This is a genomic window from Nocardia sp. IFM 10818 (genome assembly GCF_054655275.1).
Window position 1 is genome coordinate 393,747 of record NZ_BAAHJH010000001.1, and the last position, 22,981, is coordinate 416,727.

The window sequence follows — 22,981 nt, forward strand, 5'->3', positions numbered from 1 at the left end:
GACGGTACTACGGGAGTCGTTGCGCGGCAAGATATTCCACGACAATCGGGAGATTTTCGCGAAGGCGGGAAATTGGGGGTGAAAACTCAGTCGCGCAGTGCGCGCACGGCCGATTTCTCCAAGAGGTCGGCAATTTCCGCATAGGAGGCATAACCCATGCCCGCGCGCACCAGTGCGCCCGCATATAGCAATTCCAAGGTCTCCACGATTTCCGGATCGGCCGGTTCGCCGAGCGCGTCGACCAGTCGCTGCCGAATCTCGCGCCCGATGCGCAAGCGCAGATGCGCCACGTCCGGATCGGTGCCCAGCAGCGCCGCGGTCACCGCGCCCGCCAATTGCGGATCATCGGCCACCAGCATGGCGATCTGCCGCAATACCGCCACCACTCGGGCGGTCGGGTCCGGCTCCTCGGTCGCGGGCGGTTCGGTGGCCGCCAGTCGGCGCCAGAACATCTCCGCGACCAGGTGTTCCTTGGAGGAGAAGTAGGTGTAGGCGGTGGCCGTTCCCACGCCCGCGGCGGCCGCGACCATGCGCACGGTGAGCCCCGCGAAACCCTCGCGCGAGAGCACCTCCATCGCCGCCCGGGTGAGCCGGTCGACGGTGTCGGCCTGCTTCTCGGTGAGGCGGCGGCGGGTGGCCTCCATGTTCACCACCGAGCGGGAAAGGGAATCAGACACGTGTCCGGATGCTACTATGGGTCGGCTCTCCGAGCAACTCGCTCCATGCCTGACCGGCATGAATGCGATGGCTCCAGAAAGGTTTTCGGATGACGCAGGCCGAGATTTCCGACCGCACCGGCGAATTGTTCGCACTCGCCGAACAAGTCCCCGGATTCATGCCGCCGGAAGAAGGCCGTGCCCTGTACGAGGCCGCGCGCGACTACGCCGGTGACGGGGTGATCCTGGAAATCGGCACCTACTGCGGCAAGTCCGCGATCTACCTCGGCGCGGCCGCCCGCGAAACCGGCGCCACCGTCTACACCGTCGACCATCACGGCGGCTCGGAGGAACACCAGCCCGGCTGGGAGTACCACGACCCCACCCTGGTCGATCCCGAGACCGGCGTCTTCGACACCGTGACCGCCTTCCGCCGCAGCATGATTCGCGCCGGGCTCACCGATACCGTGGTCGGCGTCCTCGGCTCCTCCGGCGCCGTCGCACGGCATTGGCGCACCCCGTTGCGCCTGCTCTTCATCGACGGCGGGCACACCGAGGAGGCCGCCCAGCGCGATTACGACAACTGGGCGCACTGGGTGGCCGGCGGTGGACTGCTCGCCATTCACGATGTCTTCCCGGATCCGGCCGAGGGCGGGCAGGCGCCGTTCCACATCTACCGGCGCGCTCTGGACAGCGGAAAGTTCCGGGAGCTGTCGGTGACCGGCTCGCTGCGCATCCTCCAGCGCACCGCGGCCTGCAATTAGCGAGCCAGTTTGGGCCGGACCGTCGTTCACGCCGCCCACCGCGTGAGCATATAGCCGTGCGGAGATCGGGCGGCTCAGCAGCCGGAGTCCCGGAAGATTCCATGGGCGGGGGTGGTCCGGGTCAGCGCGTCGGCCGCCAGCAGCATGGCCGCGGCGGTCCAGGTGGTGCGTTCCTCGGGCCAGCGTTTGCCATCGGTGAAGACCAGACCCGTCCAATAGGATCCGTCGGTCTCGCGCAGATGCTGCATATTCGTGAACAGCCGCAGCGCGCGGTCGTCGTCGCCCAGGGCATTCAGGGCCAGCACCAGTTCGCAGGTTTCCGCGCCGGTCACCCAGGGCTGATCGGAGACGCAGCGGATGCCCAGCTCGGGCACCACGAACTCGGACCAGTGGGCGTCGATGCGGGCGCGGCCCGCCGCGCCGCGGATCGCGCCGCCCAGGACCGGGTAGTACCAATCCATGGAGTAGCGGCTCTTGTCGAGGAAGGCCTCCGGATGGTCGCGCAGGGCACGGCCCAGGCGCTGTGCCGCCGCCGCCCATCCCGGCTGTGGATCACCTACGCGTTCGGCCAGCCGCACCGCGCAGTTCAGGCTGTGGAAGATGCTGGAGGAACCGGTGAGCAGGGCTTCGCCGGTACTGCCGTCCGGGCCGCAGGACCAATGGATTTCGCCGCGGTCGCCCTGGAAGCGCAGCACGAAGTCGATGGCCGAGCGCACCACCGGCCACATCTCGGCGGCGAAGTCCGCATCGCCGGTGCCGGTGAGAAAGTGCAGGACCCCGGTCGCGATATAGGCGCAGAAGTTGGTGTCCGCGTCATGGTTCTCGATCCGGCCCTGGCGGAACTGCATGGGCCAGGAGCCATCCGAGCGCTGGGTCTTGGCCGACCAGATGTAGGCGGCGCGGGCCTCGTCCAGCAGCCCGGCGGTGGTCAGGGCCATGGCGTTCTCGACGTGATCCCACGGATCGGTGTGGCCGCCGGTGAACCAGGGAATGGCGCCGTCGGGTTCCTGGGCGGCGGCAATGGATTCGGCCGTCCGCAGACAGTCGCGGGCGCTCAGGACACCGGGGACGACGGGTAGTTCAGAGACCGGCACGGCGGCTCACAGGGTTCGGTTTGCCGAAGTACAGGGCCACGCTCTTACCGATGAACGGGTCCAGCAGGCGCTCCGCGACGCGGGTCAGCGGCGGAGCGGACATCATGTCCCACACCAGCATTCGGTGATACGCCGACACCAGCGGGTGCTCGCTCTCGGATACCCCCACAGCGCATTTCAACCACCAGTACGGCGCATGCAGGGCGTGCGCGTGCGAGGTGTGGGTATGGCGCAGGCCGTGCGCGGTGACCTTGTCGCGGAGCTGATCGGCCCGGTAGATGCGGACATGGCCGCCCTCATTGGCGTGGTATTCGTCCGACAGCGCCCAGCAGATGCGCTCGGGCAGCCAGCGCGGCACCGTGATCGCCAGTGCGCCGCCGGGCCGCAGCACCCGCACCAGTTCCGAGATGGCCTGCATATCGTGCGGGATGTGCTCGAGGATCTCCGAGGCGATGACCACGTCGAATTCGCCGTCGCCGTAGGGCAGATCGAGGGCGTCGCCGCGCACCGTCTCCGCCTTGGCGTAGTCGGGGGCCTCACCGGCCGCGGCCATGGCCTCGAACATGGTCGCCACGCCCGCCAGATCCTCGGCGTTCTGGTCGAAGGCCACGATGTCCGCGCCGCGGCGGTAGGCCTCGAAGGAATGCCGTCCGGCGCCGCAGCCCACGTCGATGACGCGGACGCCGGGTTCGATGCCGAGGCGGTCGAAGTCGACGGTCAGCATGGGTGTTCCTCCTGCCAGGGGTTGTGGATGATCACCGGGGCGCGCCCAGCGGTCCGATGGCCGGGCGGATCAGATGCCGGGCGATGGCCTGCTCGTACACCGTGACCGTCCGGGCGGCGACGGCCTCCCAGCTGAAGACCTCGAGCGCGCGCCGGCGGCCCGCGGTGCCCATGCGGCGCAGCCGATCCGGGGAGTCCAGCAATTCGCCGAGCACCCGGGTCAGCTCGTCCACATTGCCGGGCTCGACCAGTTCGGCGCAGTCGCCCACCACCTCCGGCAGCGCGCCCGCGCGACTGGCGACCAGCGGCGTGCCGCTCGCCATGGCTTCCACCGCGGGCAGTGAGAAGCCTTCGTACATGGAGGGAATGCAGGCGATCTCCGCCGAGCCGAGCAGGTCCGCGAGCTGCTCGTCGCTCAGCCCGCTCGCGGCGGTGACGATATCGGAGATGCCGAGTTCGGCAATGAGCTTCTCGGTGGGGCCATTGGGCTCCAGCCTGGCGACCAGCCGCAGTTCCAGATCGTGGGTATGACGCAGCCGGGCAATGGCATTCAGCAGATGCGCGATGCCCTTGAGCGGTTTGTCCGCACTGGCCACCGCGACGATGCGCCCGCGCACCCGCCCGGTGTCGCGCGGGCGGAACAGCTGGGTGTCCACACCCAGCGGCACCGTCCGCAGCTGCTGCGGCGCGACCCCGAAATCGGCCGCGATATCGGCCGCCGAGGACGCGGAGACCGTGATCAGATCCGGAATCCGGCGCGCCACCCGCCGCTGCATCCCGAGGAACCCGTACCACCTGCGCACGAACGGTTTCCGCCGCCACGGCGCGGCCGCCAGATCCACCGCCCGGTCCCGGGTGATCGGATGGTGGATGGTGGCCACCAGCGGCAGATGCGCCGCGATATCCAGCAGCCCGTAGCCGAGGCACTGATTGTCGTGCACCACATCGAAATCCGCGGCTCGCTCGCGCAGCAGCCGCGCCGCCCGCAGGCTGAACGTGCGCGGCTCCGGGAACCCGGCGGTCCACATGGTCGCCACTTCCAGCAGGTCGATCCGATCGCGGATCTCGCTCGGGCGCGGCGTCCGGAACGGATCGGGTTCCCGGTACAGGTCCAGGCTCGGCACCTCGGTCAGCCGCACCCGGGGGTCGAGCAGTTCGGGATACGGCTGCCCCGAGAACACCTCGACCTGGTGCCCGAGCTCGGCCAGTCCCTGGCTGAGGTATCGGACGTACACCCCCTGACCCCCGCAGTGGGTTTTGCTGCGATAGGACAGCAGGGCGATACGCAGCACGTCACAGCCTTTCTTCGGGCATGGCGAAAATCCCGGAAGGGAAATGGATTTCAGAAGCGGCGCGGGCTCAGCGGGTCAGGCCGAGCGGTTCGAGCTTGGCGGCCAGCCGGTCCAGGTACGCCAGGACGTCGGCCTCGGGCTTGTCCGGAAGTCCGTACAGCACATCGGTGACTCCGGCCTCGGCCCAGCGCGCCAGCCGATCCGGATCCGGTTTGAAGTCCAGGGCGACCACCCGCGGTGCGCCGTCGCGCCCGGCGTCCTGCCAGCACTTCAGCAGCAGCGCCGTGGCGGCCGACACATCGGATTCCTGCGGCGTGGTGATCCAGCCGTCGGCCGAGCGGGCGATCCACCTGAAGGTCTTCTCGGTGCCGCCCGCGCCGATCAGTAGCGGCACATGCGATTGCACCGGCTTCGGCCAGGCCCAGCTGGGGCCGAAGGACACGAACTCACCGGAGTAGCCGGCCTCCTCCTGCGTCCACAGCGCCCGCATGGCCTCCATGTACTCGCGCAGCACGGTGCGCCGCTTATTGCCGGGCACGCCGTGATCGGCGAGTTCATCGGTGTTCCAGCCGAATCCGGCGCCCACGGTGACCCGGCCGCCGGACAGGTGGTCCAGGGTCGCGATGGTCTTCGCGAGGGTGATGGGATCGCTCTCGGTGGGCAGCGCGACCGCCGTCGACAGCTCGATGCGCGAGGTCACCGCCGCCGCCGTGCCCAGCGACACCCACGGATCCAGCGTGCGGGTGTACCGGTCGTCGGGCAGCGCCGCCGTGCCCGTACCCGGGTGCGCCGCTTCCCGTTTCACCGGGATATGCGTGTGCTCGGGCACGAAGAAGGAGTGGAAGCCCCGCTCCTCGGCGGCCTTCGCGGCGGCCGCGGGCGTAATGCCCCGGTCGCTGGTGAACAGGACGATGCCGAAACGCATGCGCTGCAATCCCTCTCAGTTGCCCTTGGCGGCGGACACGCCCGCGCGCCGGCCGTAGAAGCTGCCGTCGCCCAGCGAGCAGCCGCTGGCGTAGCCGCCGGTGCAGATGCCCGAGGTGACCCGGCCCGCCGCGTACAGTCCGGGAATCGGTTCCCCGTCCACGTGCAGCACCCGCGAATCCAGATCGGTGCGCAGCCCGCCGAGGGTGAATCCGCCGGTGTAGCCGCGCAGGTCGTAGGCGCCCAGCGGGGCGCCGATGGGCTTCACCCATTCGGACTTCTTGTGCAGGAAGGGATCCTCGCCCTTGGCGGCGTGATGGTTGTACAGATCGAGGGTGGCCTGCAGGGTGTTCTCCGGCAGCCCCATCTCGCTCTCCAGCTCCGCCACCGTCTCGGCCACCCAGGTCGGCGCGATGCGCAGGAAGGACATGGAGGACTGCGTTTCGAACGCCTCCTCCAGTGCGGTCTCGTCGATGATCAGGTACGCCTGGTTGTCCTGATCCTGCAGCACCGCCTGGCCCATACGGCCCGGATAGGTGTCCTCGGTGATGAAGCGCTGACCGCGGCCGTTCACCAGAATGCCGCGCACCACCACCTGCGGATCGGCCACCAGCGCGACCTCGGTGGCGTCCATGTGCGCCAGGTCCGCGCCGAGCGCCTGGGCGACCCGGATGCCGATGCCGTCGTGCTCCTCCACCGTGGCGGCCGGGCGGCCGTGGATCTTGGGCGCGAACCGCTCCACCATCTCGTGCTGGTAGGCGAAGCTGCCGGTGGCCAGCACCACGCCGCGCTCGGCGCGCACGTGCACCGGCTTGCCGTACCGGGTGGCGGCCACGCCGACCACCCGGCCGGCCTCGTCGACGATGAGCCGCCGCAGCCGGGTGTCGTATTCGTGTCGCACGCCGAGTTTTTCGGCGGTCTGGGCGAGCGGTTCCATGAGCATGTAGCCCCCGCCCTTCTCGCCCAGCTTCTTGTCCTTGGTCCAGGCCAGATGCCCGCGCGGGGCGGGATCGGCAATGGCGTTGAACGGGGCGGCGTTCTCGCCGCCGGAGTACATCAGGCCCTGATCGGCCGGGGGCTCGTAACCGGGTTCGCCCCAGAACTCCTCCTTGAACGGAACGCCCTGCGCGACAAGCCAGTCGAAGTGCTCGACACTGCCCTGGCAGTAGTCGTGGATCTTGGCCTTGTCCACGCCCGGACCGAGGGCCGCGGTCAGGAACTTCTCCATGTTCTCGGGAGTGTCCTCGAAGCCGAGCTTCTTCTGGAGCGCGGTGCCGCCGCCCAGATAGATGAACCCGCCGGACATCGCGGCCGCGCCGCCCCAGCCGCCGGTGCGCTCCAGGACCAGGGTGTCGGCGCCCGCGCGGGCGGCCTCGATGGCGGCGCAGGCCCCGGCGACGCCGAAGCCGACGACCACCACATCGGCCTGGAGGTCCCAGGTGCTCACCTCACTGGACCGGAGCGGTCGCACGGTTGCGGTTTCGGCCATGGTTACTGAATTCCTAACTGGTGAACGGGAATACTGCGGAGAACCTATTGCTTGCGTGACTTCTTGTCCTGGGCGATGACCTTGCCGATGACGCCGTCGAGCTTGGTGCCTGCGGGCCAGCCCGCGTAATGGCAGAGAAACAGCGCGATCTCGCGCAGCTGCTCCTCGTCGAGTTCGTCATTGCGCAGTGCCGCGCCGATCTGGATCTCGGCGATATCGAACAGGCCCTGCGCGGTGAGCGCGCCCAGCAGCAGCAGGCGGCGGTCGCGTATGGACAGGCCGGGGCGGGACCAGATATCGGCGAAGAGGTGATCGGCGGTGACCGCGAAATGGGCGCCCGGCCCGTCCTGGAACTCCCACCCGTAGACCTCGGTCATCTTCTTCAAGCCGCGCTGCCTGCGCTCGTCGGTCATGACTGTTCCTTCGCGATATCGCCGGGACCGACGCCGAGACCGTCGCCCAGATTGTGCAGGGACTGCTGCGCCAGCGGAAGATCCACACCCAGCCGCCGCCCCAGCTCGAGAGCCAGGGACAGGTCCTTCTCGCCGAGATTGCGGACATGGCTGAGGATGGGGAACCAGAAGTCGTCCGCGGCCACCGGCGCGGTGGTGTTGCGCAGCATGATCGAGCCCGGCCCGCCGGTGTGCGCATCGGAATGCCGGACCACCTTGCCGAGTTCGGTGATGTCCAGGCCCGCCGATTCGGCCAGGCGTTGCGCCTCCGAGGCCGCGGTGAAGGCGACGAAGTGCATGAGATTGCGCGCCAGTTTCATGCGCGTGCCCGCGCCGACCGGCCCGGCGTGCACGAGCAGGGAGCCGAAGCGGGAGAACGGTTCTCGTACGGTGGCGAAGGCCGTCTCGCTGCCGCCGACCATGACCGCGAGCGCGCCGTGCTGTGCGGCCGGAGCGCCGCCGCTGATGGGCGCGTCCACGAATTCCACACCGGCCTCGGCGCACTCGGCGGCCAGCTGCACCGCCGTGGCATCGGCGATGGTGGAGTGGACCGCGATGACGGTGCCGGGCTCGGCCGTCTGCAGGAGTCCGTTCGGACCCGAGACGACCGCGCGTACCTGGGCGTCGTCGAGCACGACCACCGACACCACGCCGCAGCGCTCCGCGACATTGGCGGCCGAATCGGCCTGTACCGCACCGTCTTCGGCAAAAGGCCGCACCGCCTCGGCCCGCATGTCGCACACCACCAGCCCGCCGGGCCAGTCGAGCAGCCGCCGGGCCATGGGCGCGCCCATATTGCCCAGGCCGATGAAACCGACTGTGATTTCGCGTGTTTCGCTCATGGCCGGAAGACTTGCCCGCCGTCGACGGTGAGCACCTGTCCCGTCACCCACTTGGCGTCGTCGGAGAGCAGATACAGGCACGCGCCCACCAGGTCCTCCGGCGTCCCGAGCCGTTTGATGGCCATCTGCTGCACCATGAGATCGACAATGCTGCCGGGCACCTTGGTGCGGGTGGCCTCGGTATCGGTGGGTCCCGGTGCGATGGCATTGATGCGGATGTTCGACCCGCCCAGCTCGTGCGCCAATTGCTGGGTGAGGCTGTTGATTCCGGCCTTGGCCACGCCGTAGAACCCGGAGTACAGCCAGGCGGCATTGGAGGACTGGTTCACGATGGACCCGCCGCCCCGGGCCGACATGTGCTGCCAGACCGCGCGGGTCATATTCAGCGCGCCGTCGAGATTCACGCCCATGAACGTCTTGTAGTAGTCCCAGGGCACGGTGAGCAGCAGGTCGAGTTTCATGGAGCCGTAGATGGCGGCATTGTTGACCAGATGGTCGATGCCGCCGAACTCGTTCACCGTGAATTCCGCGACGGCCGCGGCGGATTCGGGATCGGCGACATCCGCGGTGTGGAAGACGGCTGTGCCGCCGTCCGCGGTGATCTGCTTGGCGACTTCCGCGCCGCGCTCGCCGTCGATATCGGCCACCACGACTCGCGCCCCTGCGGCGGCCAGGGCCTGCGCGTACACCGCCCCGATGCCCTGGGCGGCTCCGGTGACTATTACGGACTTATCGGTGAATCGGGCCATGTCCTGCACTCCTTCAGACGCCGGTCGCGATGAGCTTGGTCTCGGTGTATTCCTCGAATCCGGCGACGCCCATCTCCCGTCCGATGCCGGACTGCTTGTAGCCGCCGAACGGGGCGTCGGCGGAATACCAGATGCCGCCGTTCACGCTGAGGGTCCCGGTGCGCACGCCCTCCACGACGGTGCGGACGCGATTCGGATCGGCGCCCCACACCGAGCCGGACAGACCGTAGGGGGAGTCGTTGGCGAGGCGGACGGCATCGGCGTCGCCGTCGTGCGGAATGATCACCAGGACCGGGCCGAAGATCTCCTCCTGCGCGGGGGCCGCCGAATTCGGCAGTCCGGCAATGAGAGCCGGCTCGAGGAAATAGCCGTCCCGATCCGGTCGCGCACCCCCGGTGACGATGGCGCCGCCCGCGGCGCGCGCGAGGTCCAGATAGCGTTCGACGCGTTCGCGCTGGCGCTCGGAAATCAATGGACCGCAGACCGTCCCGCTCTTGTTCGGGTCGCCCGGCTTGATAGTGCCGAGCGTGCGCGTCGCGATCTCGACGGCCTCGTCGTAGCGCTCCCGCGGCACCAGCAGCCTGGTGTTGATCGCGCAGCCCTGACCCGCGTGCACGCAGACGCCGAAGGCCGCGTAGCTGACCGCCGCGTTCAGATCCGCGTCGTCGAGCACGATGAAGGCCGACTTGCCGCCCAGTTCGAGGAAGACCTTCTTCAAAGACGCCGCCGCCGCGGCCATGACGGCCCGCCCGGTCTGCGTGGACCCGGTGAAGGTGATCATGTCCACCCGCGGATCGGTGACCAGCTGCGCGCCCAGCGCATGGTCGTCGCCGGTGACGATATTGACCACGCCCGCCGGAATATCGGTCTCCTCGGCGATGATCCGGCCCACGACCGCCGCGCACCAGGGTGTGTCGGGTGCGGGCTTGAGCACCACCGTGGTGCCCGCCGCCAGCGCCGGGCCCAGCTTCGCGAAGTTGATCTGATGCGGGAAGTTCCAGGGGGTGATGGCCCCGACCACGCCGACGGGTTCGCGCCGCAGCCGCCGGCTGCTCTTGATGCCCATGGGCGCGGCGATGCCGAGATCGGTTTCCCAGCTGTAGTTCTCGGCCAGATCCGCGAAGTAGCCGAGATCGTTGACCGGCCCTTCGAGCTGTGGACCGCTGGTGAGCATGCGGGGTGCGCCGGCCTCGGCGATGGTGATCTCGCGCAGCGCCTCGATATTGTTCCGCAGCGCATCGCGCAATTGCCGCAGACAGCGCGCCCGGAAGGCGTGCTCGCGGCTCCAGTCCGTGGCGTCGAAGGCGGTGCGCGCGGCGGTGATGGCGGCGTCCATATCGGTGGCGTCGGCATTGGCCGCATGGCCGAGCACGGCGCCGTCGGCGGGGTTGACCGTGGGAAACAGCCCGCCCCGGCCGGGCACGAGTTTGCCGCCGATCAGCAGCGCGGAGTTGCCGTCGGGAACGAGACTGCTCGAGCTCATCGGTAGCTCCCATGCTGTCCGGACACGTGTACGGACTATAGGTTCGGCACTTCCTGGCGCGCAAGAACATGTTTCAGAAATGGCGGTTTTCGGCGACTGCCCGATCCGGCCAAATTCCGGATTCCATTGTCATGTACCAGCCGCGCTAGTACCGTACAGACACGTGTCCAGCTACGTGTCCCCGTAGCCGCCGGGCGTTCCGCGCTGCCGCTGAACGCGTTATCGAATACGAGGTGCAGAGACGATGACCGCAGCCTCCCTCGAGCCGCTGCTCTTCGACCCTTACGACTACCGCATCCATGACGACCCGTACCCGGTCTACCAGCGGATGCGCGCCGAAGCGCCGCTGTACCACAATCCGGAACTGGACTTCTGGGCCTTGTCGCGGCATGCCGACGTGACCGCCGGATTCCGCGACGATAGGCGGCTGTCCAGCGCCAATGGGGTCTCGCTGGATCCGGCCGCCTGGGGGCCGCACGCGCATCGCACCATGTCGTTCCTGGCCATGGACGATCCGGCGCACCTGCGCCTGCGCAAGCTGGTATACCAGGGGTTCACGCCGCGGCGGGTGAACGAGATGAGCGATCGGATCCGGGAGATCACGCTGCGGCATCTCGAACCCGCGCTGGCGGCAGGCGGTTTCGACTGGATCGACGAGGTGGCGGGCAAGCTGCCGATGGACGTGGTGTCCGAACTGCTCGGGGTGCCCGAGGCCGATCGGGCCGAATTGCGCAGGCTCGCCGACATTCTGGTGCATCGTGAGGAGGGTGTGCTCGATGTGCCCGTCGCGGCCATGGAGGCTTCGCTGCGCCTGATCGGCTATTACGCCGAGATGGTGGCGCGGCGGCGCACGCGGCCCACCGCGGATCTCACCTCCGCGTTGGTGGCGGCCGAGGTCGATGGGGACCGGCTCACCGAGGACGAGATCATCGGGTTCATGTTCCTCATGGTGGTCGCGGGGAACGAGACGACCACGAAACTGCTGGGGAACGCGCTGTATTGGGCCGGACGCAATCCGGAGCAGTACGGCAAGGTCGTGGCGCATCCGGAACTGGTCGAGGACTGGGTGGACGAGACGCTGCGCTACGACGCGTCCACGCAGATCCTGGCGCGCACGGCGGCGGCGGATCTGGAGTACTACGGGCGGACCATTCCGGCGGGGTCGAAGGTCCTGCTGCTGATCGGATCCGCGAACCGGGACGACGCCGTCTTCCACGCTCCGGATCGATACGACATCGAACGGCCGGACAAGGGCGGGTTGATCAGCTTCGGGCGGGGCGTGCACTTCTGCCTGGGCGCGCACCTGGCGCGGCTGGAATCGGCGATCGTATTGCGGGAGTTCGCGACCCGGGTGCGCGGGTACGAGGTCGCGGAATCCGGGGCCGAGCGGGTGCATTCGGTCAATGTGCGCGGTTTCGCCAAGCTGCCGGTCACGGTGGAGGTGCGGTAATGCCTCGCTTCGCACCACACCCGCGGCGGCGGCCGGCGCTCATTGCGGGCGCGTCCTCCGGGATCGGGGCCGCCACCGCCGTCGCCCTCGCCGAACTCGGGCATCCGGTCGCGCTGGGGGCCCGCCGCGTCGAAGTCTGCGAGACCCTCGCCGAGAAGATCCGCGCCGACGGGGGCGAGGCGTTCGCGCACCGGCTCGACGTCGCCGACGGCGCATCGGTGGACGAGTTCGTGACGGCTGCCGAAAAGGCGCTCGGCCCCATGGAAATCGTCGTCTCCGGCGCCGGTGATCTGGAATTCTCGCACGGCTGGACCATGGATCCCGAGGTTTTCCGATCACAGATCCTCGTCCACCTGGTCGGCGCGCAACGGCTCGCGCATCGCCTCATGCCCGGCATGGTCGAGCGGCAGCGCGGCGATTTCGTCGTCATCGGCTCGGATTGCGCCGATCACGCCCGGCCCGGCGTCGGGGCGTACAACGCGGCCAAGAGCGGTGTCGAAGCCTTCGCCCGGCAATTGCGCATGGAACTCGAGGGCACCGGCGTGCGCGCCTCGATCGTGCGGCCCGGCCCCACCCAGACCGGGATGGGCATGACGGCCACGCCCGAGGTGGTGGGGCCGCTGCTGGAGGACTGGGTGAAGTGGGGATTCGCCCGGCACCCCTACTTCCTGCGGGCCTCCGATATCGCCGCGGCCGTGACGGCCGTGGTGTCCACACCCCGCGGCGCACATCTCGTACTGGTCGAGGTGCAGCCGGAAGCGCCGCTGCGCGAACCGGATTCGGGAGGCATGTGATGCGGCTGGTCGTCGATCTCGACCTGTGCCAGGGGCACGCCGTCTGCCAGGACGAGGCCCCGGACCTGTTCGAGGTGCCCAAACAGGGACAGGTGCGGATCCTGCGCGCCGATCCCGGAACCGATCTGGAGGCGGCGCGGCTGGCCGTCCGCTACTGCCCGACGCAGGCGCTGTCCCTGCTCGACGATTGAAAGAGGCCGCCATGAGCTGGGAACGCTCCGAACTCGACGATATGATCGCCCGCTGGATCGAGGAGAACAAACGCTGCGAGGCGCTCGGCGACTGGAAACCCCTCGCCGACTTCTACACCGAGGACGCCACCTACGGCTGGAACTACGGGCCCGCACAGGAATTCATGGCCGTCGGCCGGGACGAGATCCGCGACCTCGCACTCGATCAGGAGATGTTCGGGCTGGAGGGCTGGACCTATCCGTACCAGGAATTCGTGGTCGACGAGCGCAGCGGCAATGTCATCGGCTTCTGGAAACAGGTCAACGAGAAGCAGCGGCCGGACGGACGGCCCTACAGCCCCGAAGGCATCGGCGGCAGCTGGTTCCGCTACGGCGGCAACGGGCAGTGGAGCTGGCAGCGTGACTTCTTCGACTTCGGCAATGTGACAGCGCTTTTCGTCGAGATGATGTCGGACAACGCGCTCTCGCCCGGCATGCAGAAGCGCATCGAACGGTCCATGACCGGCGAGCGGCTGCGCGGCTGGTATCGGGTGGGTGAGGGGCCGGTCCCGCTGTGGTGAGCAGTCGCTACGAAACGCTGTCGCGGTCCGAGCTGGCGGCGCTGGCGCCGGAACTGCTGCTGTGCGGGCACCTGATCGACCGGTCCGGCATGGCGCACGCCATCGGCGCCTTCGGGCGGGAGGGCATGACCGCGATCGCGGTCGAGGAATGGCGGCTCGCCAGTCCGGTGTACACGCGGCGGCTGCGAAAAGCGCTGGGAATCACCGGTGATGGCGTGGACGCCATCTTCAAGTGCTTCCAGTTCGATATCGGCGCGCCCCCGCAGTTCATGGACTTCCGGTTCCGGGTGCACGACCACGATCACGGGGAATTCCACCTCGATCACTGCGGCGCGCTGGCCGATGTGGAGCCGATGGGGGAGGAGTACGTGGTGGCCATGTGCCATCACATCGAGGATCCGACCTTCGACGCGACCGCGCTGGCGACGAATCCGCATGCGCGGGTGCGGCCGGTGCACCGGCCGCCGCGGGTGCCGGCGGATCGGACACCGGTGTGCGCGTGGACGGTGACGATCGACCCTGCGGCCGAACCGGTCCCGAATCCGGAGTCGGCGCTCACGGATACGCATGCGGCGCGCGTGGAACTCGGTGCGATCGATCCCGGCGACCCTGGGCTGGCGGACTATGCGGGACCGTTGCTCAGCGATGTGCCGTGGGGCGAGTTCTCCCGGTCGGCGCTCGTCCGGATCGCGGATGAGATTGCCCTGCAACATCATCTGCTGACTCTCGGCTTCCGCGCCGGGGTGGACGCGCGGGCGGAAGCCGGGGTGGCGGCGGATATCGTTCGGAAGCAGTTCGCGGGCATCGCCGGGCTCACCTCGGAACGGATTCGTACCGCGCTCGGACTCGGCGACGACGCGGCCGCGCTGGCCAAGGTGCTGCGGGTGCACCCGGCGTTGAATCCGGCGGCCTATGTGCACGCCGAGGTTTCGAGCGAAGTGCGCGACCGGGATCGGGTCGTGGAACTGCGGCTGGCCCGCGACTGCGGGGCGGTCGCGGACGGTGGCTGGGCCGCCCTGCTGGACGTCGGGCACCTCGATCCGCTGAACGCCCTGGTGCGCGGCGTGAACCCGCACTTCGAGGCGCGCGTCCGAGCCGCCGACGCGCAAGCGTTGACCATCGAAATCGCTTCCGCGGCCACGCCTTTCCCGGAAGCGCCCGAGGTCGCCATCACCCGCTTCAGCTCCGGGGCCGCCTTCACCTTCACCGATCGAGGCGCACCCCTGCCACTCACTGTCCTTTAGGAGTCAGGAGCAGTCATGGCCCGCAACTTCGCCGACCTCTTCGAACACGCCGCCGACGCGGTCCCCGACCGGACCGCGGTGGTGCAGGCGGGGCGGCGGCTCACCTTCGCCGAACTGGACCGCCGCGCCAACCGGCTGGCCCACCACCTCGCCGCCGCCGGGGCGAAGCCGGGCACCCATATCGGATTCCACATGCACAACAGCATCGAGACCCTCGAAACGCTGCTGGGCTGCTTCAAGATTCGCGCGGTGCCGATCAATATCAACTACCGGTACCGGGCCGAGGAACTGCGCTACGTCTACGACAACGCGGACCTGGAAATGGTGGTCCACCACCGCTGTTACGCACCCCTCATCGAAGAAGTGCGGCCGCAACTGCCCACGCTGCGGCATGCGCTGGTGGTCGAGGACGATCAGGGCGGGGACGGTGTGCCGTCCCGCTCGGTGGCGTACGAGCGGGCGCTCGAAAGCGGTTCTCCAGACCGAGATTTCGGTGAGCGCAGTTCCGATGACCTGTTCATCATGTACACCGGCGGCACCACCGGTCTCCCCAAGGGCGTCATGTGGCGGCAGGAGGACATGTGGCGAGTCCTCGGCGGCGGCATCGACTTCTATACCGGTGAACCGGTCGCCGACGAATACCAGCAGTCCCGCAACGGATCACAAGCCCAGCCCATGCGCTGGTTCGTGCTGCCGCCCCTCATCCACGCCGCCGCCATGATGCCGACCTTCACCGCCCTGTGGTCGGGCAATACGGTCATCTTCGAACCCCGCTTCGATCCGGCCCGAGTCTGGCGAGTGCTGGCGGCCGAACAAGCCAACATTCTCGTCATCACCGGCGACGCCATTGCCCGCCCCCTCATCGACGCCTACCGCGCCACGCCCGTGGACACATCCTCCCTGTGGTCCATCGGCTCCGGAGCCGCCCAGCTGACCCAGCCGGTGAAAAACGAGCTACTGGAGCTGTTCCCCTCCACCCTGATCACCGAATCCATCGGCTCCTCCGAAACCGGTTTCGGCGGAATAGGATTCGCACAGAAGGACGATGACCCGGCCCGCGGCCCGCGCGTCAACGTCAGCCGTGGCGCGACAGTCGTCGACGACGCCGGGCACCCCGTGCCGCCCGGCGGCGAAGGCTGGGTCGCCAAAACCGGCAATGTACCCATCGGCTACTACAAGGACCCCGCCAAGACCGGCAAGCTCTTCCGCACCGTGGAGGGCGTCCGCATGGTCGTCACCGACGATCGAGCCCGAGTCGAGGAAGACGGCTCGGTCACTCTCATCGGCCGCGGCAACATGGTCATCAACACCGGCGGTGAGAAGGTCTTCCCGGAAGAAGTCGAAGCCGTCGTCAAGGCCCACCCCAGCGTCTACGACGCGGTCGTCATCGGCGTCCCGCACGAACGCTGGGGCCAGCAGGTGGTCGCCATCGTCTCTGTCGCCGGTGAGCCGGACGTCCCCGACCTCGAAGGCCATGTGCGCGACCACCTCGCCGGGTACAAGGTGCCACGCCGCATCTGGGTGGCCGACACGGTGGGCCGCACCCCGAGCGGTAAACCCGACTACCGCTGGGCCAAGGCATACGCCGCCGCCCGCCCGGCCGATCACGAAGTGCGATAACCGGTTATGGAATCGAAGCCCATCTCCGGGCCCGTTCAATGGGATAACCCGGCAGAACCTGTGGCGGATACCACAGGAACCTGTTCTAATTCGAGCATGGCGGAGGCACATTCCATCCAGGGTGAACACGTGCGAATGCCGGTGCGGATCCGCCAGGCGGACGCGTGCTCGGCCTTGTTCGCGGCCGATCCGGCCGCCGCGCGGGTAATACTCGCGGCGACCGGGCTCGAGCCCGTCACCGTGTTCGGGCGGGCCGTGGTGTCGCTGGCCTTCGTGCGCTACGTCGACGGGGACCTCGGGCCGTACCACGAATTCGCCTTCTCGCTCATGGCTCGGCAGCCGGGGCGCAAAGGCAGCACCGGGGCCTATATTCACTGGCTGCCGGTGAATCAGAGCTTCACCTGTGAAGCCGGGCAATCGATTTGGGGGTTTCCCAAGTTGATGGCCGATATCGACATCACGCCGGTGCGGGGCGGCAAGCGCTGCGAGGTGCGGGTGGACGGGCAACTCGTGGTCGCCTTGCGCATCGCCGCGGGCCTGCCCATGCCCGGCGGGGCCGGTGGGGCGTCCATCGACGCCTACACCTATCGCGACGGCCTGCTGCGCCGCACGCCGTGGGTGATGAATCCGGCGCGGGTGCGGGGGCGGCCCGGCGGAGCGCGGGTCGAACTCGGCGACCACCCTGTCGCCGAACGGCTCCGCGCACTCGGCCTGCCCCGGAAGGCGCTCTTCTCCAGCGCAATCGGCGCACTCCGCATGACTTTCGACGACGCCACCACGGTGTTGCAGACCCGGGAGGGACGATGACCCAGACAGCACTCGTAACCGGCGCGGCCAGCGGCATGGGCCGCATAGTCGCGCAGCGGCTGGCCGCGGCGGGCTGGCGGGTGGCCGCCGTCGACTTGAATCCGGACGGTCTGGCCGAGACCGCCCAGCGGTCGCCGAACATGCACACCTACACCTGCGACGTCTCCGATACCGAGCAGGTCTTCGCGGTCGTGGAGAAGGTGCGCGCCGAACTCGGCGCCATCGACCGGCTGGTGCACGCGGCGGGCATGTGCCACGTGCACGCCCACGCGCTGGATCACAATGTGGCGCAGATCAAGAAGATGATCGACGTCAACTACATCGGCACCGTCAACCTGTGCCAGGCCGTCATTCCCGCCATGCAGCAGGCGGGCGCGGGCACCGTGGTGCTGTTCGCCTCGGTGGCGGGCTGGCTGCCGTCGCCGGGCATGGCCGGATACTCGGCCTCGAAGTTCGCGGTCATCGGATTCGTCGACAGCCTCTCCTACGAGCTGGCCGGCTCGGGCGTGCGACTGCTCGCGCTGTGCCCGCCCATGGTCGAGACGCCGTTCCTGGACGCGGTCCGCAAGGAGAACGAATCCGTCCTCGGCGGCGCCGCCGGCGTCACCCCGGAATCGGTGGTGGACACGCTGGAGAAGGCGCTCGCCAAGCCGAAGAACCCGCTGTTCGTCTTCCCCGGCCCGGCCAAACCCCAGTACTACATGCGGCGATTCGCACCCGGCCTGGCGCGCCGGATACTGGCCCGCATGGTCAAGCCGACGGACTAGCTCCGTCGTGCGGACGCCGGCACGTGCTCCGATCGGCATCCGCAACCGGCGCTGGGCAATCGGGGCTCTGCGATTGCCCAGCGCTGTCCACCCGCTGGTCCCTTTCGAGATTCCGGGCGGTTTCAGCCCTGGGAGTCCTGCTCGCCCGTTTCCGGATTCCTGGGGTTCCGGCCCTGGGGAGCCCCGCTCGTCTCGGTCCCGGGGTTCCAGGGGTGGCAACCCGTGGGAGTCCCGAGAGTGGGTCCAGCTAGCCCTCAGCGAATATTCGCTGGCCTGCGACCGCCCGGGCGCGAGACCATAGCTCACCTGCATCGCTCGTCATTTCGAGTCGAGAGGGGAAGCATGAGTTCACGCGCAACGGCGGTCAAGCTGGTGCTGCGTTTCTACGGCCGGGAGATGGCCTCCCGCAAGGCCATTGCGATTCCGGCGCTGCTGGCGCCGGCACTCGGCAATATCTGCAACCTGTACGTGGCGCCGCTGCTGGTCGCCATGATGGTCGGCAGGGTGGCGGTCACCGGGGATGCGAGTTTTGGGGCGCTGGCGCCCTACATTCTCGCCTTCGCCGGTTCGCTGCTGCTCGCGGAGGTGTTGTGGCGCATCGGAATACACTGCCTCAACCGGGTCGACGCCTACGGTATCGAGGCGTTGTACGTGCGCGCCATGGACGAGCTGCTCGCCAAGGACGCCGCGTTCTTCCACAATAACTTCGCCGGTTCGCTGACGAAGCGGTCGCTCAGCTTCGCGTCCCGGTTCGAGCAGTTCGTGGACACCCTCGCCTTCGAGATCTTCGCGGCCCTGGTGCCGCTGCTCTTCGCCTCGGTGGTGCTGTGGCGCTACGACCCCATGCTGGTCGTGGTCCTGCTGGGGATGATCGTGGTGACCGCGCTGGTCATCATGCCGCTGATCCAGCGCCGCCAGAAGCTGGTGGACGACCGCGAGGCCGCCATCGCGCGAGTGTCGGGGCACGTGGCCGACAGTCTGGCCAATATGCAGGTGGTGCGCGCCTTCGCCGCCGAACCGCAGGAGGCCGCCGAACATCAGCGCCGGGTCGCCTGGTCGCGGCGAAAGGCGTTGCGCTCCTGGGATTACGCCAACCTGCGCATCGATACGCTGGTGGCGCCGATTGTGGTGCTCACCAATGTGATCGGCCTGCTGATCGCACTGGGGCTCGCCGACGGGAAGCTGGGTGTGGAGGCCATCGTGGTGGCCTTCACCTACTACTTCAACGCCACCGGGATCATGTTCCGGTTCAACCAGATCTACCGGCGGCTGGAGAGCGTGCTCACCGAGGCGGCGCAGTTCACCGAACTGCTGGCCGACAAGCCCACGGTGCTGGATGCGCCGGATCCGGAACCGCTGCGGCCCCAAGGATTCGGTGTGCGGTTCGAGCAGGTGCACTTCACCCACGCGGGTGCGCGCCAGCTGTTCGACGGCTTGAACCTGGATGTGCCCAACGGCGCCAAGGTGGGCCTGGTCGGGCGGTCCGGCGGCGGCAAGACCACCATCACCCAGCTGCTGCTGCGGTTGATGGACATCCAATCCGGCGCCATCCGCATCGGCGGGCAGGACATCGCCCGGTTGCGGCAGGCCGATCTGCGCAGCCTGATCGCCTACGTGCCGCAGGATCCGGCCATGTTCCACCGCACCCTGCGCGAGAACATCCGCTTCGCCCGCCCCGACGCCACCGACGAGGAGATCCTGCGCGCCGCCAAGGCCGCCCATGTCACCGAATTCGCCGAAGACCTGCCCCAGGGCATGGACACCCTCATCGGCGAGCGCGGCGTGAAACTCTCCGGCGGTCAGCGCCAGCGTGTGGCCCTGGCCCGCGCCATTCTCCGCGACGCCCCCATCCTGCTCCTGGACGAGGCCACCAGCGCCCTCGACTCCGAGAGCGAACTGCTTGTCCAGCAAGCACTCTGGGAGCTGATGGAAGGGCGTACGGCGCTGGTGGTCGCGCACCGGCTGAGCACCGTGGCCGGCATGGACCGGCTGGTGGTACTCGACCACGGGCGAATCGTCGAGGAGGGCACCCACGAGCAGCTGCTCCGCGCGGAAGGAACATACGCGCAGCTGTGGCGGCACCAATCGGGTGGATTCCTCGGCGAAGAAGTAGTCGCCCGCTGATCAGGGGCGCGGCCCGACGAGGGCGTCGGGCCGCGCCGAAATCGGGGTGTTGGGCGGAGCCCGGGATCGGGGTGTTGGGCGGAGTCCAGGATCGGGGTGTTGGGCGGAGCCCGGGATCGGGGTGTTGGGCGGAGTCCAGGATCGGGGTGTTGGGCGGAGCCCGGGATCGGGGTGTTGGGCGGAGCCCGGGATCGGGGTGTTGGGCGGAGCCCGGGATCGGGGGTGTTGGGCGGAGCCCAGGATCGGGGGTGTTGGGCGGAGCCCGGGATCAGGGTGTTGGGGCGGAGCCCCAACTGGGGGTGTGGGGGTAACCCCCACCTCTCTCCCCCGGGGGGTGTGGGGGCGGAGCCCCCACACCACTTCCCTTACTTCCCTTGGAAGTTCGGCTTCCGCTTCTCGGCGAAGGCGCGAGGGCCCTCCTTCGCATCTTCGCTGCGGAAGACCGGCAAACCCACCTTGGCGTCGATCTTGAAGGCTTCCTCTTCGTGCATGCCTTCGGTATCGCGCATGACCTTGAGGATCGCCTGAACGGCAAGCGGTCCGTTGTTGTTGATCAACTCGGCGATTTCGAGCGCCTTGTCGAGCGCGCTCCCATCCGGCACCACATGCCCGATGAGCCCGAACTGCAACGCCTCCGCCGCGGTGATGTGCCGCCCGGTGAGCAGCAGCTCCGCCGCCACGGTGTACGGAATCTGCCGCGGCAGCCGCACCGCCGACCCGCCCATCGGGAACAGACTCCACTTCGCCTCGGACACACCGAATTTGGCGCTCTCGCCCGCGATCCGGATATCGGTGCCCTGCAGGATCTCGGTGCCGCCCGCGATGGCCGGGCCCTCCACGGCCGCGATGAGCGGCTTGGACAGCCGATATCCCTTGAGCAGCCCCGGCATCCGCGTCGGATCGAACGAACTCCCGCTGGTCATATTGTCGCCCGGGTTGGACTTCGCCATGTTCTTCAGATCCGCGCCCGCGCAGAACGCCCCGCCGGCCCCGGTGAGGATGCAGCTCCGGATCTCCGGATCGCTGTCCACCCGCTCCCACGCCTCGGTCATGATCGCCAGCATCTCGCCGGTGAGCGCGTTCTTGGCAGTGGGCCGGTTCATGGTGACGATGAGTGTTCCGCCCCGCTTCTCCACCAGCGCGTGCGGCTCGGTGTTGCTACTCGTTTCAGCAGTGGCTGTGGTCATCGCCGACCTTTCTTTCCGCAGGATCAAACCGTCGATTCCGGGATGAAACTACCCCGCGCCGTTGTACTGAACAATAACGTGTTCTAGTTTGGATCATGGTGACCGCCGTCACGGGCGGCAAGTAATGGAGAGAGCACCATGAGCACAACGCAGAGCGGCTCGCGGGCGAAGCTGCCCCCGCGCATCACGGAATCCCTCGTCAACCGGCTCACCGCCATGGTTGCCGCCGGCCAGGCGGGCGAGACCCGCGAACCCTACGACATGATCGAGGTCTATACCGGCGATATCGTCGGCCAGTTGCCGCAATCCTCCCCCGAGGACGTGCGGGCCGCGGTCGCCACCTCGCGCGCCGCGCAGAAGGACTGGGCGAGCCGCCCGCTGGAGCAGCGGCTCGCGGTGTTCGAGCGGGCGCACGAGCTGATTCTCTCCGAGATCGAGACCATTGCCGATCTCATTCAGATCGGCTGCGGCAAGACCCGGCGCATGGCCATCGAGGAAGCCTGCGACACCCCCATGGTGATCGCCCACTACCTCAAGACGGCCAAGAAGACGCTCAAGCCCAAGAAGCGCAGCGGCCCCATGCCGATCATCACCACCTCCACCGAGGAGCACCGGCCCAAGGGCGTGGTCGCGGTCATCGCACCCTGGAACTTCCCGTTCGCCATCTCCATGTCCGACTCCGCCCCCGCGCTCATCGCGGGCAATGGCGTTGTCATGAAGCCGGACAACAAGACCGCGCTGTGCACCCTCTACGGCATCGAACTGCTGCACAAGGCGGGCCTGCCGCGCGGCCTGATCCAGGTCGTCTGCGGCGGCGGCCCGGATGTGGGCCCGGCGCTCATCGACAGCGTCGACTTCGTCATGTTCACCGGCTCCACCGCGACCGGCCGGGTGATCGGCGAACAGGCCGGCCGCAATCTCATCGGCTGCTCCCTGGAGCTCGGCGGCAAGAACCCCATGGTCGTCCTGGACGACGCCAATCTCGACGAGGCCATCCCGTCGGCCATCTTCGCCGTCTACGGCAATACCGGCCAGGCCTGCATGCACATCGAGCGCATCTACGTGCAGGACCGCCTCTACGACGAGTTCGTCCGCCGATTCGTCGCCGCCGCAGAGGAATTGGGCGCCAAGGCCGGCGCCTCCTACACCTTCGACCCGGAGTTCGGCTCACTGGTCTCGGTGGATCACATGCAGCGCGTCGCCGCCCACGTGGACGAGGCCCGTGACAAGGGCGCGAAGGTCCTGACCGGCGGCAAGCCCCGCCCCGACCTCGGCCCCGCCTTCTACGAGCCCACCGTCCTGACCGACGTCACCCCCGATATGGCCCACGCCACCATGGAAACTTTCGGCCCCGTGGTCACCATCTACAAGTTCGCCACCGAGGAAGAAGCCATCCGCCTGGCCAACGCCACCACCTACGGCCTCAACGCCAGCGTCTGGTCCGGAAACCTCGACCGCGCCGCCCGCATCGCCGCCAAGCTCGAGGCCGGCAGCGTCAACGTCAACGACGGTTTCGTAACCACCTACGCCGCCAAGGGAACCCCCTCCGGCGGCATCAAACAATCCGGCGTCGGCACCCGCCACGGCGCCGCCGGCCTCCTCAAATACACCGACACCATCAACATCGGCGTCCAGAAGAAACAAATCATGGCCGCCCGCGCCAACATGCCCTACGAAAAACAACTCAAATCCACCCTGGTGACCCTGCGCCTGATGAAGCGCCTGCACCTCGGCTGATCCCCGCCACGAACGGCCCCGACCGATCCCGG

Annotated in this window: 22 protein-coding genes; 11 read left to right on the plus strand and 11 right to left on the minus strand. The window is 68.3% G+C overall.

Going from position 1 to position 22,981, the window contains the following annotated elements; all coding sequences use genetic code 11:
• Positions 1 to 86: 86 nt before the first annotated feature.
• Positions 87 to 650, minus strand: a complete 564-nt coding sequence (locus tag ACYQ5L_RS01785; RefSeq protein WP_459963293.1) for a TetR/AcrR family transcriptional regulator — start codon at positions 648 to 650, stop codon at positions 87 to 89.
• Positions 651 to 766: 116 nt separating this feature from the next.
• Here ACYQ5L_RS01785 and ACYQ5L_RS01790 point away from each other — a divergent pair, with 116 nt between their 5' ends.
• On the plus strand, positions 767 to 1,420 hold the full coding sequence (locus ACYQ5L_RS01790) for a class I SAM-dependent methyltransferase (protein WP_459955074.1): 654 nt from the start codon (positions 767 to 769) through the stop codon (positions 1,418 to 1,420).
• Positions 1,421 to 1,494: 74 nt separating this feature from the next.
• Here ACYQ5L_RS01790 and ACYQ5L_RS01795 read toward each other — a convergent pair whose 3' ends face one another.
• The 9 genes from ACYQ5L_RS01795 to ACYQ5L_RS01835 form a co-directional block, all read right to left on the minus strand.
• On the minus strand, positions 1,495 to 2,514 hold the full coding sequence (locus ACYQ5L_RS01795) for a glucosidase family protein (RefSeq protein WP_459955075.1): 1,020 nt from the start codon (positions 2,512 to 2,514) through the stop codon (positions 1,495 to 1,497).
• Positions 2,501 to 3,238, minus strand: coding sequence for a class I SAM-dependent methyltransferase (locus tag ACYQ5L_RS01800; RefSeq protein WP_459955076.1), 738 nt, complete (start codon positions 3,236 to 3,238; stop codon positions 2,501 to 2,503). The genes ACYQ5L_RS01795 and ACYQ5L_RS01800 overlap by 14 nt, the downstream gene beginning before the upstream one ends.
• A gap of 31 nt (positions 3,239 to 3,269) precedes the next feature.
• A complete protein-coding gene (locus tag ACYQ5L_RS01805) occupies positions 3,270 to 4,526 on the minus strand; it encodes a glycosyltransferase family 4 protein (RefSeq protein WP_459963294.1) in 1,257 nt (418 codons plus the stop codon).
• A gap of 70 nt (positions 4,527 to 4,596) precedes the next feature.
• Positions 4,597 to 5,454, minus strand: coding sequence for an LLM class F420-dependent oxidoreductase (locus ACYQ5L_RS01810; protein WP_459955077.1), 858 nt, complete (start codon positions 5,452 to 5,454; stop codon positions 4,597 to 4,599).
• A 15-nt stretch (positions 5,455 to 5,469) separates the two neighbouring features.
• The gene (locus tag ACYQ5L_RS01815) at positions 5,470 to 6,942 is read right to left on the minus strand and encodes an FAD-dependent oxidoreductase (RefSeq protein ID WP_459955078.1); all 1,473 of its coding nucleotides are present in this window, start codon (positions 6,940 to 6,942) and stop codon (positions 5,470 to 5,472) included.
• 44 nt (positions 6,943 to 6,986) lie between these two features.
• On the minus strand, positions 6,987 to 7,355 hold the full coding sequence (locus ACYQ5L_RS01820) for a carboxymuconolactone decarboxylase family protein (protein ID WP_459955079.1): 369 nt from the start codon (positions 7,353 to 7,355) through the stop codon (positions 6,987 to 6,989).
• The gene (locus ACYQ5L_RS01825; RefSeq protein ID WP_459955080.1) at positions 7,352 to 8,236 is read right to left on the minus strand and encodes an NAD(P)-dependent oxidoreductase; all 885 of its coding nucleotides are present in this window, start codon (positions 8,234 to 8,236) and stop codon (positions 7,352 to 7,354) included. The genes ACYQ5L_RS01820 and ACYQ5L_RS01825 overlap by 4 nt, the downstream gene beginning before the upstream one ends.
• The gene (locus ACYQ5L_RS01830; RefSeq protein WP_459955081.1) at positions 8,233 to 8,985 is read right to left on the minus strand and encodes an SDR family oxidoreductase; all 753 of its coding nucleotides are present in this window, start codon (positions 8,983 to 8,985) and stop codon (positions 8,233 to 8,235) included. The genes ACYQ5L_RS01825 and ACYQ5L_RS01830 overlap by 4 nt, the downstream gene beginning before the upstream one ends.
• Before the next feature lie 13 nt (positions 8,986 to 8,998).
• Positions 8,999 to 10,468 carry an aldehyde dehydrogenase gene (locus ACYQ5L_RS01835; protein WP_459955082.1) on the minus strand — a complete coding sequence of 490 codons (1,470 nt, stop codon included), beginning with the start codon at positions 10,466 to 10,468 and terminating at the stop codon, positions 8,999 to 9,001.
• 244 nt (positions 10,469 to 10,712) lie between these two features.
• Here ACYQ5L_RS01835 and ACYQ5L_RS01840 point away from each other — a divergent pair, with 244 nt between their 5' ends.
• The 9 genes from ACYQ5L_RS01840 to ACYQ5L_RS01880 all read left to right on the plus strand — a co-directional run bounded on the left by ACYQ5L_RS01840 (position 10,713) and on the right by ACYQ5L_RS01880 (position 20,025).
• A complete protein-coding gene (locus ACYQ5L_RS01840; protein ID WP_459955083.1) occupies positions 10,713 to 11,918 on the plus strand; it encodes a cytochrome P450 in 1,206 nt (401 codons plus the stop codon).
• Positions 11,918 to 12,712: an SDR family oxidoreductase gene (locus ACYQ5L_RS01845; protein ID WP_459955084.1), complete on the plus strand. Its 795-nt coding sequence runs from the start codon at positions 11,918 to 11,920 to the stop codon at positions 12,710 to 12,712. The genes ACYQ5L_RS01840 and ACYQ5L_RS01845 overlap by 1 nt, the downstream gene beginning before the upstream one ends.
• Positions 12,712 to 12,903, plus strand: a complete 192-nt coding sequence (locus ACYQ5L_RS01850; RefSeq protein WP_459955085.1) for a ferredoxin — start codon at positions 12,712 to 12,714, stop codon at positions 12,901 to 12,903. The genes ACYQ5L_RS01845 and ACYQ5L_RS01850 overlap by 1 nt, the downstream gene beginning before the upstream one ends.
• Before the next feature lie 11 nt (positions 12,904 to 12,914).
• Entirely contained in the window at positions 12,915 to 13,463 is a 549-nt protein-coding gene (locus tag ACYQ5L_RS01855) for a nuclear transport factor 2-like protein (protein ID WP_459955086.1), read from the plus strand.
• Positions 13,460 to 14,707 carry a hypothetical protein gene (locus ACYQ5L_RS01860; RefSeq protein WP_459955087.1) on the plus strand — a complete coding sequence of 416 codons (1,248 nt, stop codon included), beginning with the start codon at positions 13,460 to 13,462 and terminating at the stop codon, positions 14,705 to 14,707. The genes ACYQ5L_RS01855 and ACYQ5L_RS01860 overlap by 4 nt, the downstream gene beginning before the upstream one ends.
• Before the next feature lie 15 nt (positions 14,708 to 14,722).
• Positions 14,723 to 16,327 carry an acyl-CoA synthetase gene (locus ACYQ5L_RS01865; protein WP_459955088.1) on the plus strand — a complete coding sequence of 535 codons (1,605 nt, stop codon included), beginning with the start codon at positions 14,723 to 14,725 and terminating at the stop codon, positions 16,325 to 16,327.
• Between the two features lie 96 nt (positions 16,328 to 16,423).
• Positions 16,424 to 17,134 carry an acetoacetate decarboxylase family protein gene (locus ACYQ5L_RS01870; protein ID WP_459955089.1) on the plus strand — a complete coding sequence of 237 codons (711 nt, stop codon included), beginning with the start codon at positions 16,424 to 16,426 and terminating at the stop codon, positions 17,132 to 17,134.
• Positions 17,131 to 17,901: an SDR family NAD(P)-dependent oxidoreductase gene (locus ACYQ5L_RS01875; protein WP_459955090.1), complete on the plus strand. Its 771-nt coding sequence runs from the start codon at positions 17,131 to 17,133 to the stop codon at positions 17,899 to 17,901. The genes ACYQ5L_RS01870 and ACYQ5L_RS01875 overlap by 4 nt, the downstream gene beginning before the upstream one ends.
• Before the next feature lie 342 nt (positions 17,902 to 18,243).
• Positions 18,244 to 20,025 (plus strand): ABC transporter ATP-binding protein, encoded by a 1,782-nt coding sequence (locus tag ACYQ5L_RS01880; protein ID WP_459955091.1) that lies wholly within the window; start codon positions 18,244 to 18,246, stop codon positions 20,023 to 20,025.
• A gap of 365 nt (positions 20,026 to 20,390) precedes the next feature.
• Here the strand turns inward: ACYQ5L_RS01880 and ACYQ5L_RS01885 are convergent, their stop codons facing one another.
• On the minus strand, positions 20,391 to 21,212 hold the full coding sequence (locus ACYQ5L_RS01885) for a crotonase/enoyl-CoA hydratase family protein (RefSeq protein ID WP_459955092.1): 822 nt from the start codon (positions 21,210 to 21,212) through the stop codon (positions 20,391 to 20,393).
• A 138-nt stretch (positions 21,213 to 21,350) separates the two neighbouring features.
• On the opposite strand from ACYQ5L_RS01885, the gene ACYQ5L_RS01890 reads away from it, so the two are divergent.
• Positions 21,351 to 22,949, plus strand: a complete 1,599-nt coding sequence (locus tag ACYQ5L_RS01890) for a succinic semialdehyde dehydrogenase (protein ID WP_459955093.1) — start codon at positions 21,351 to 21,353, stop codon at positions 22,947 to 22,949.
• Positions 22,950 to 22,981: the final 32 nt, after the last annotated feature.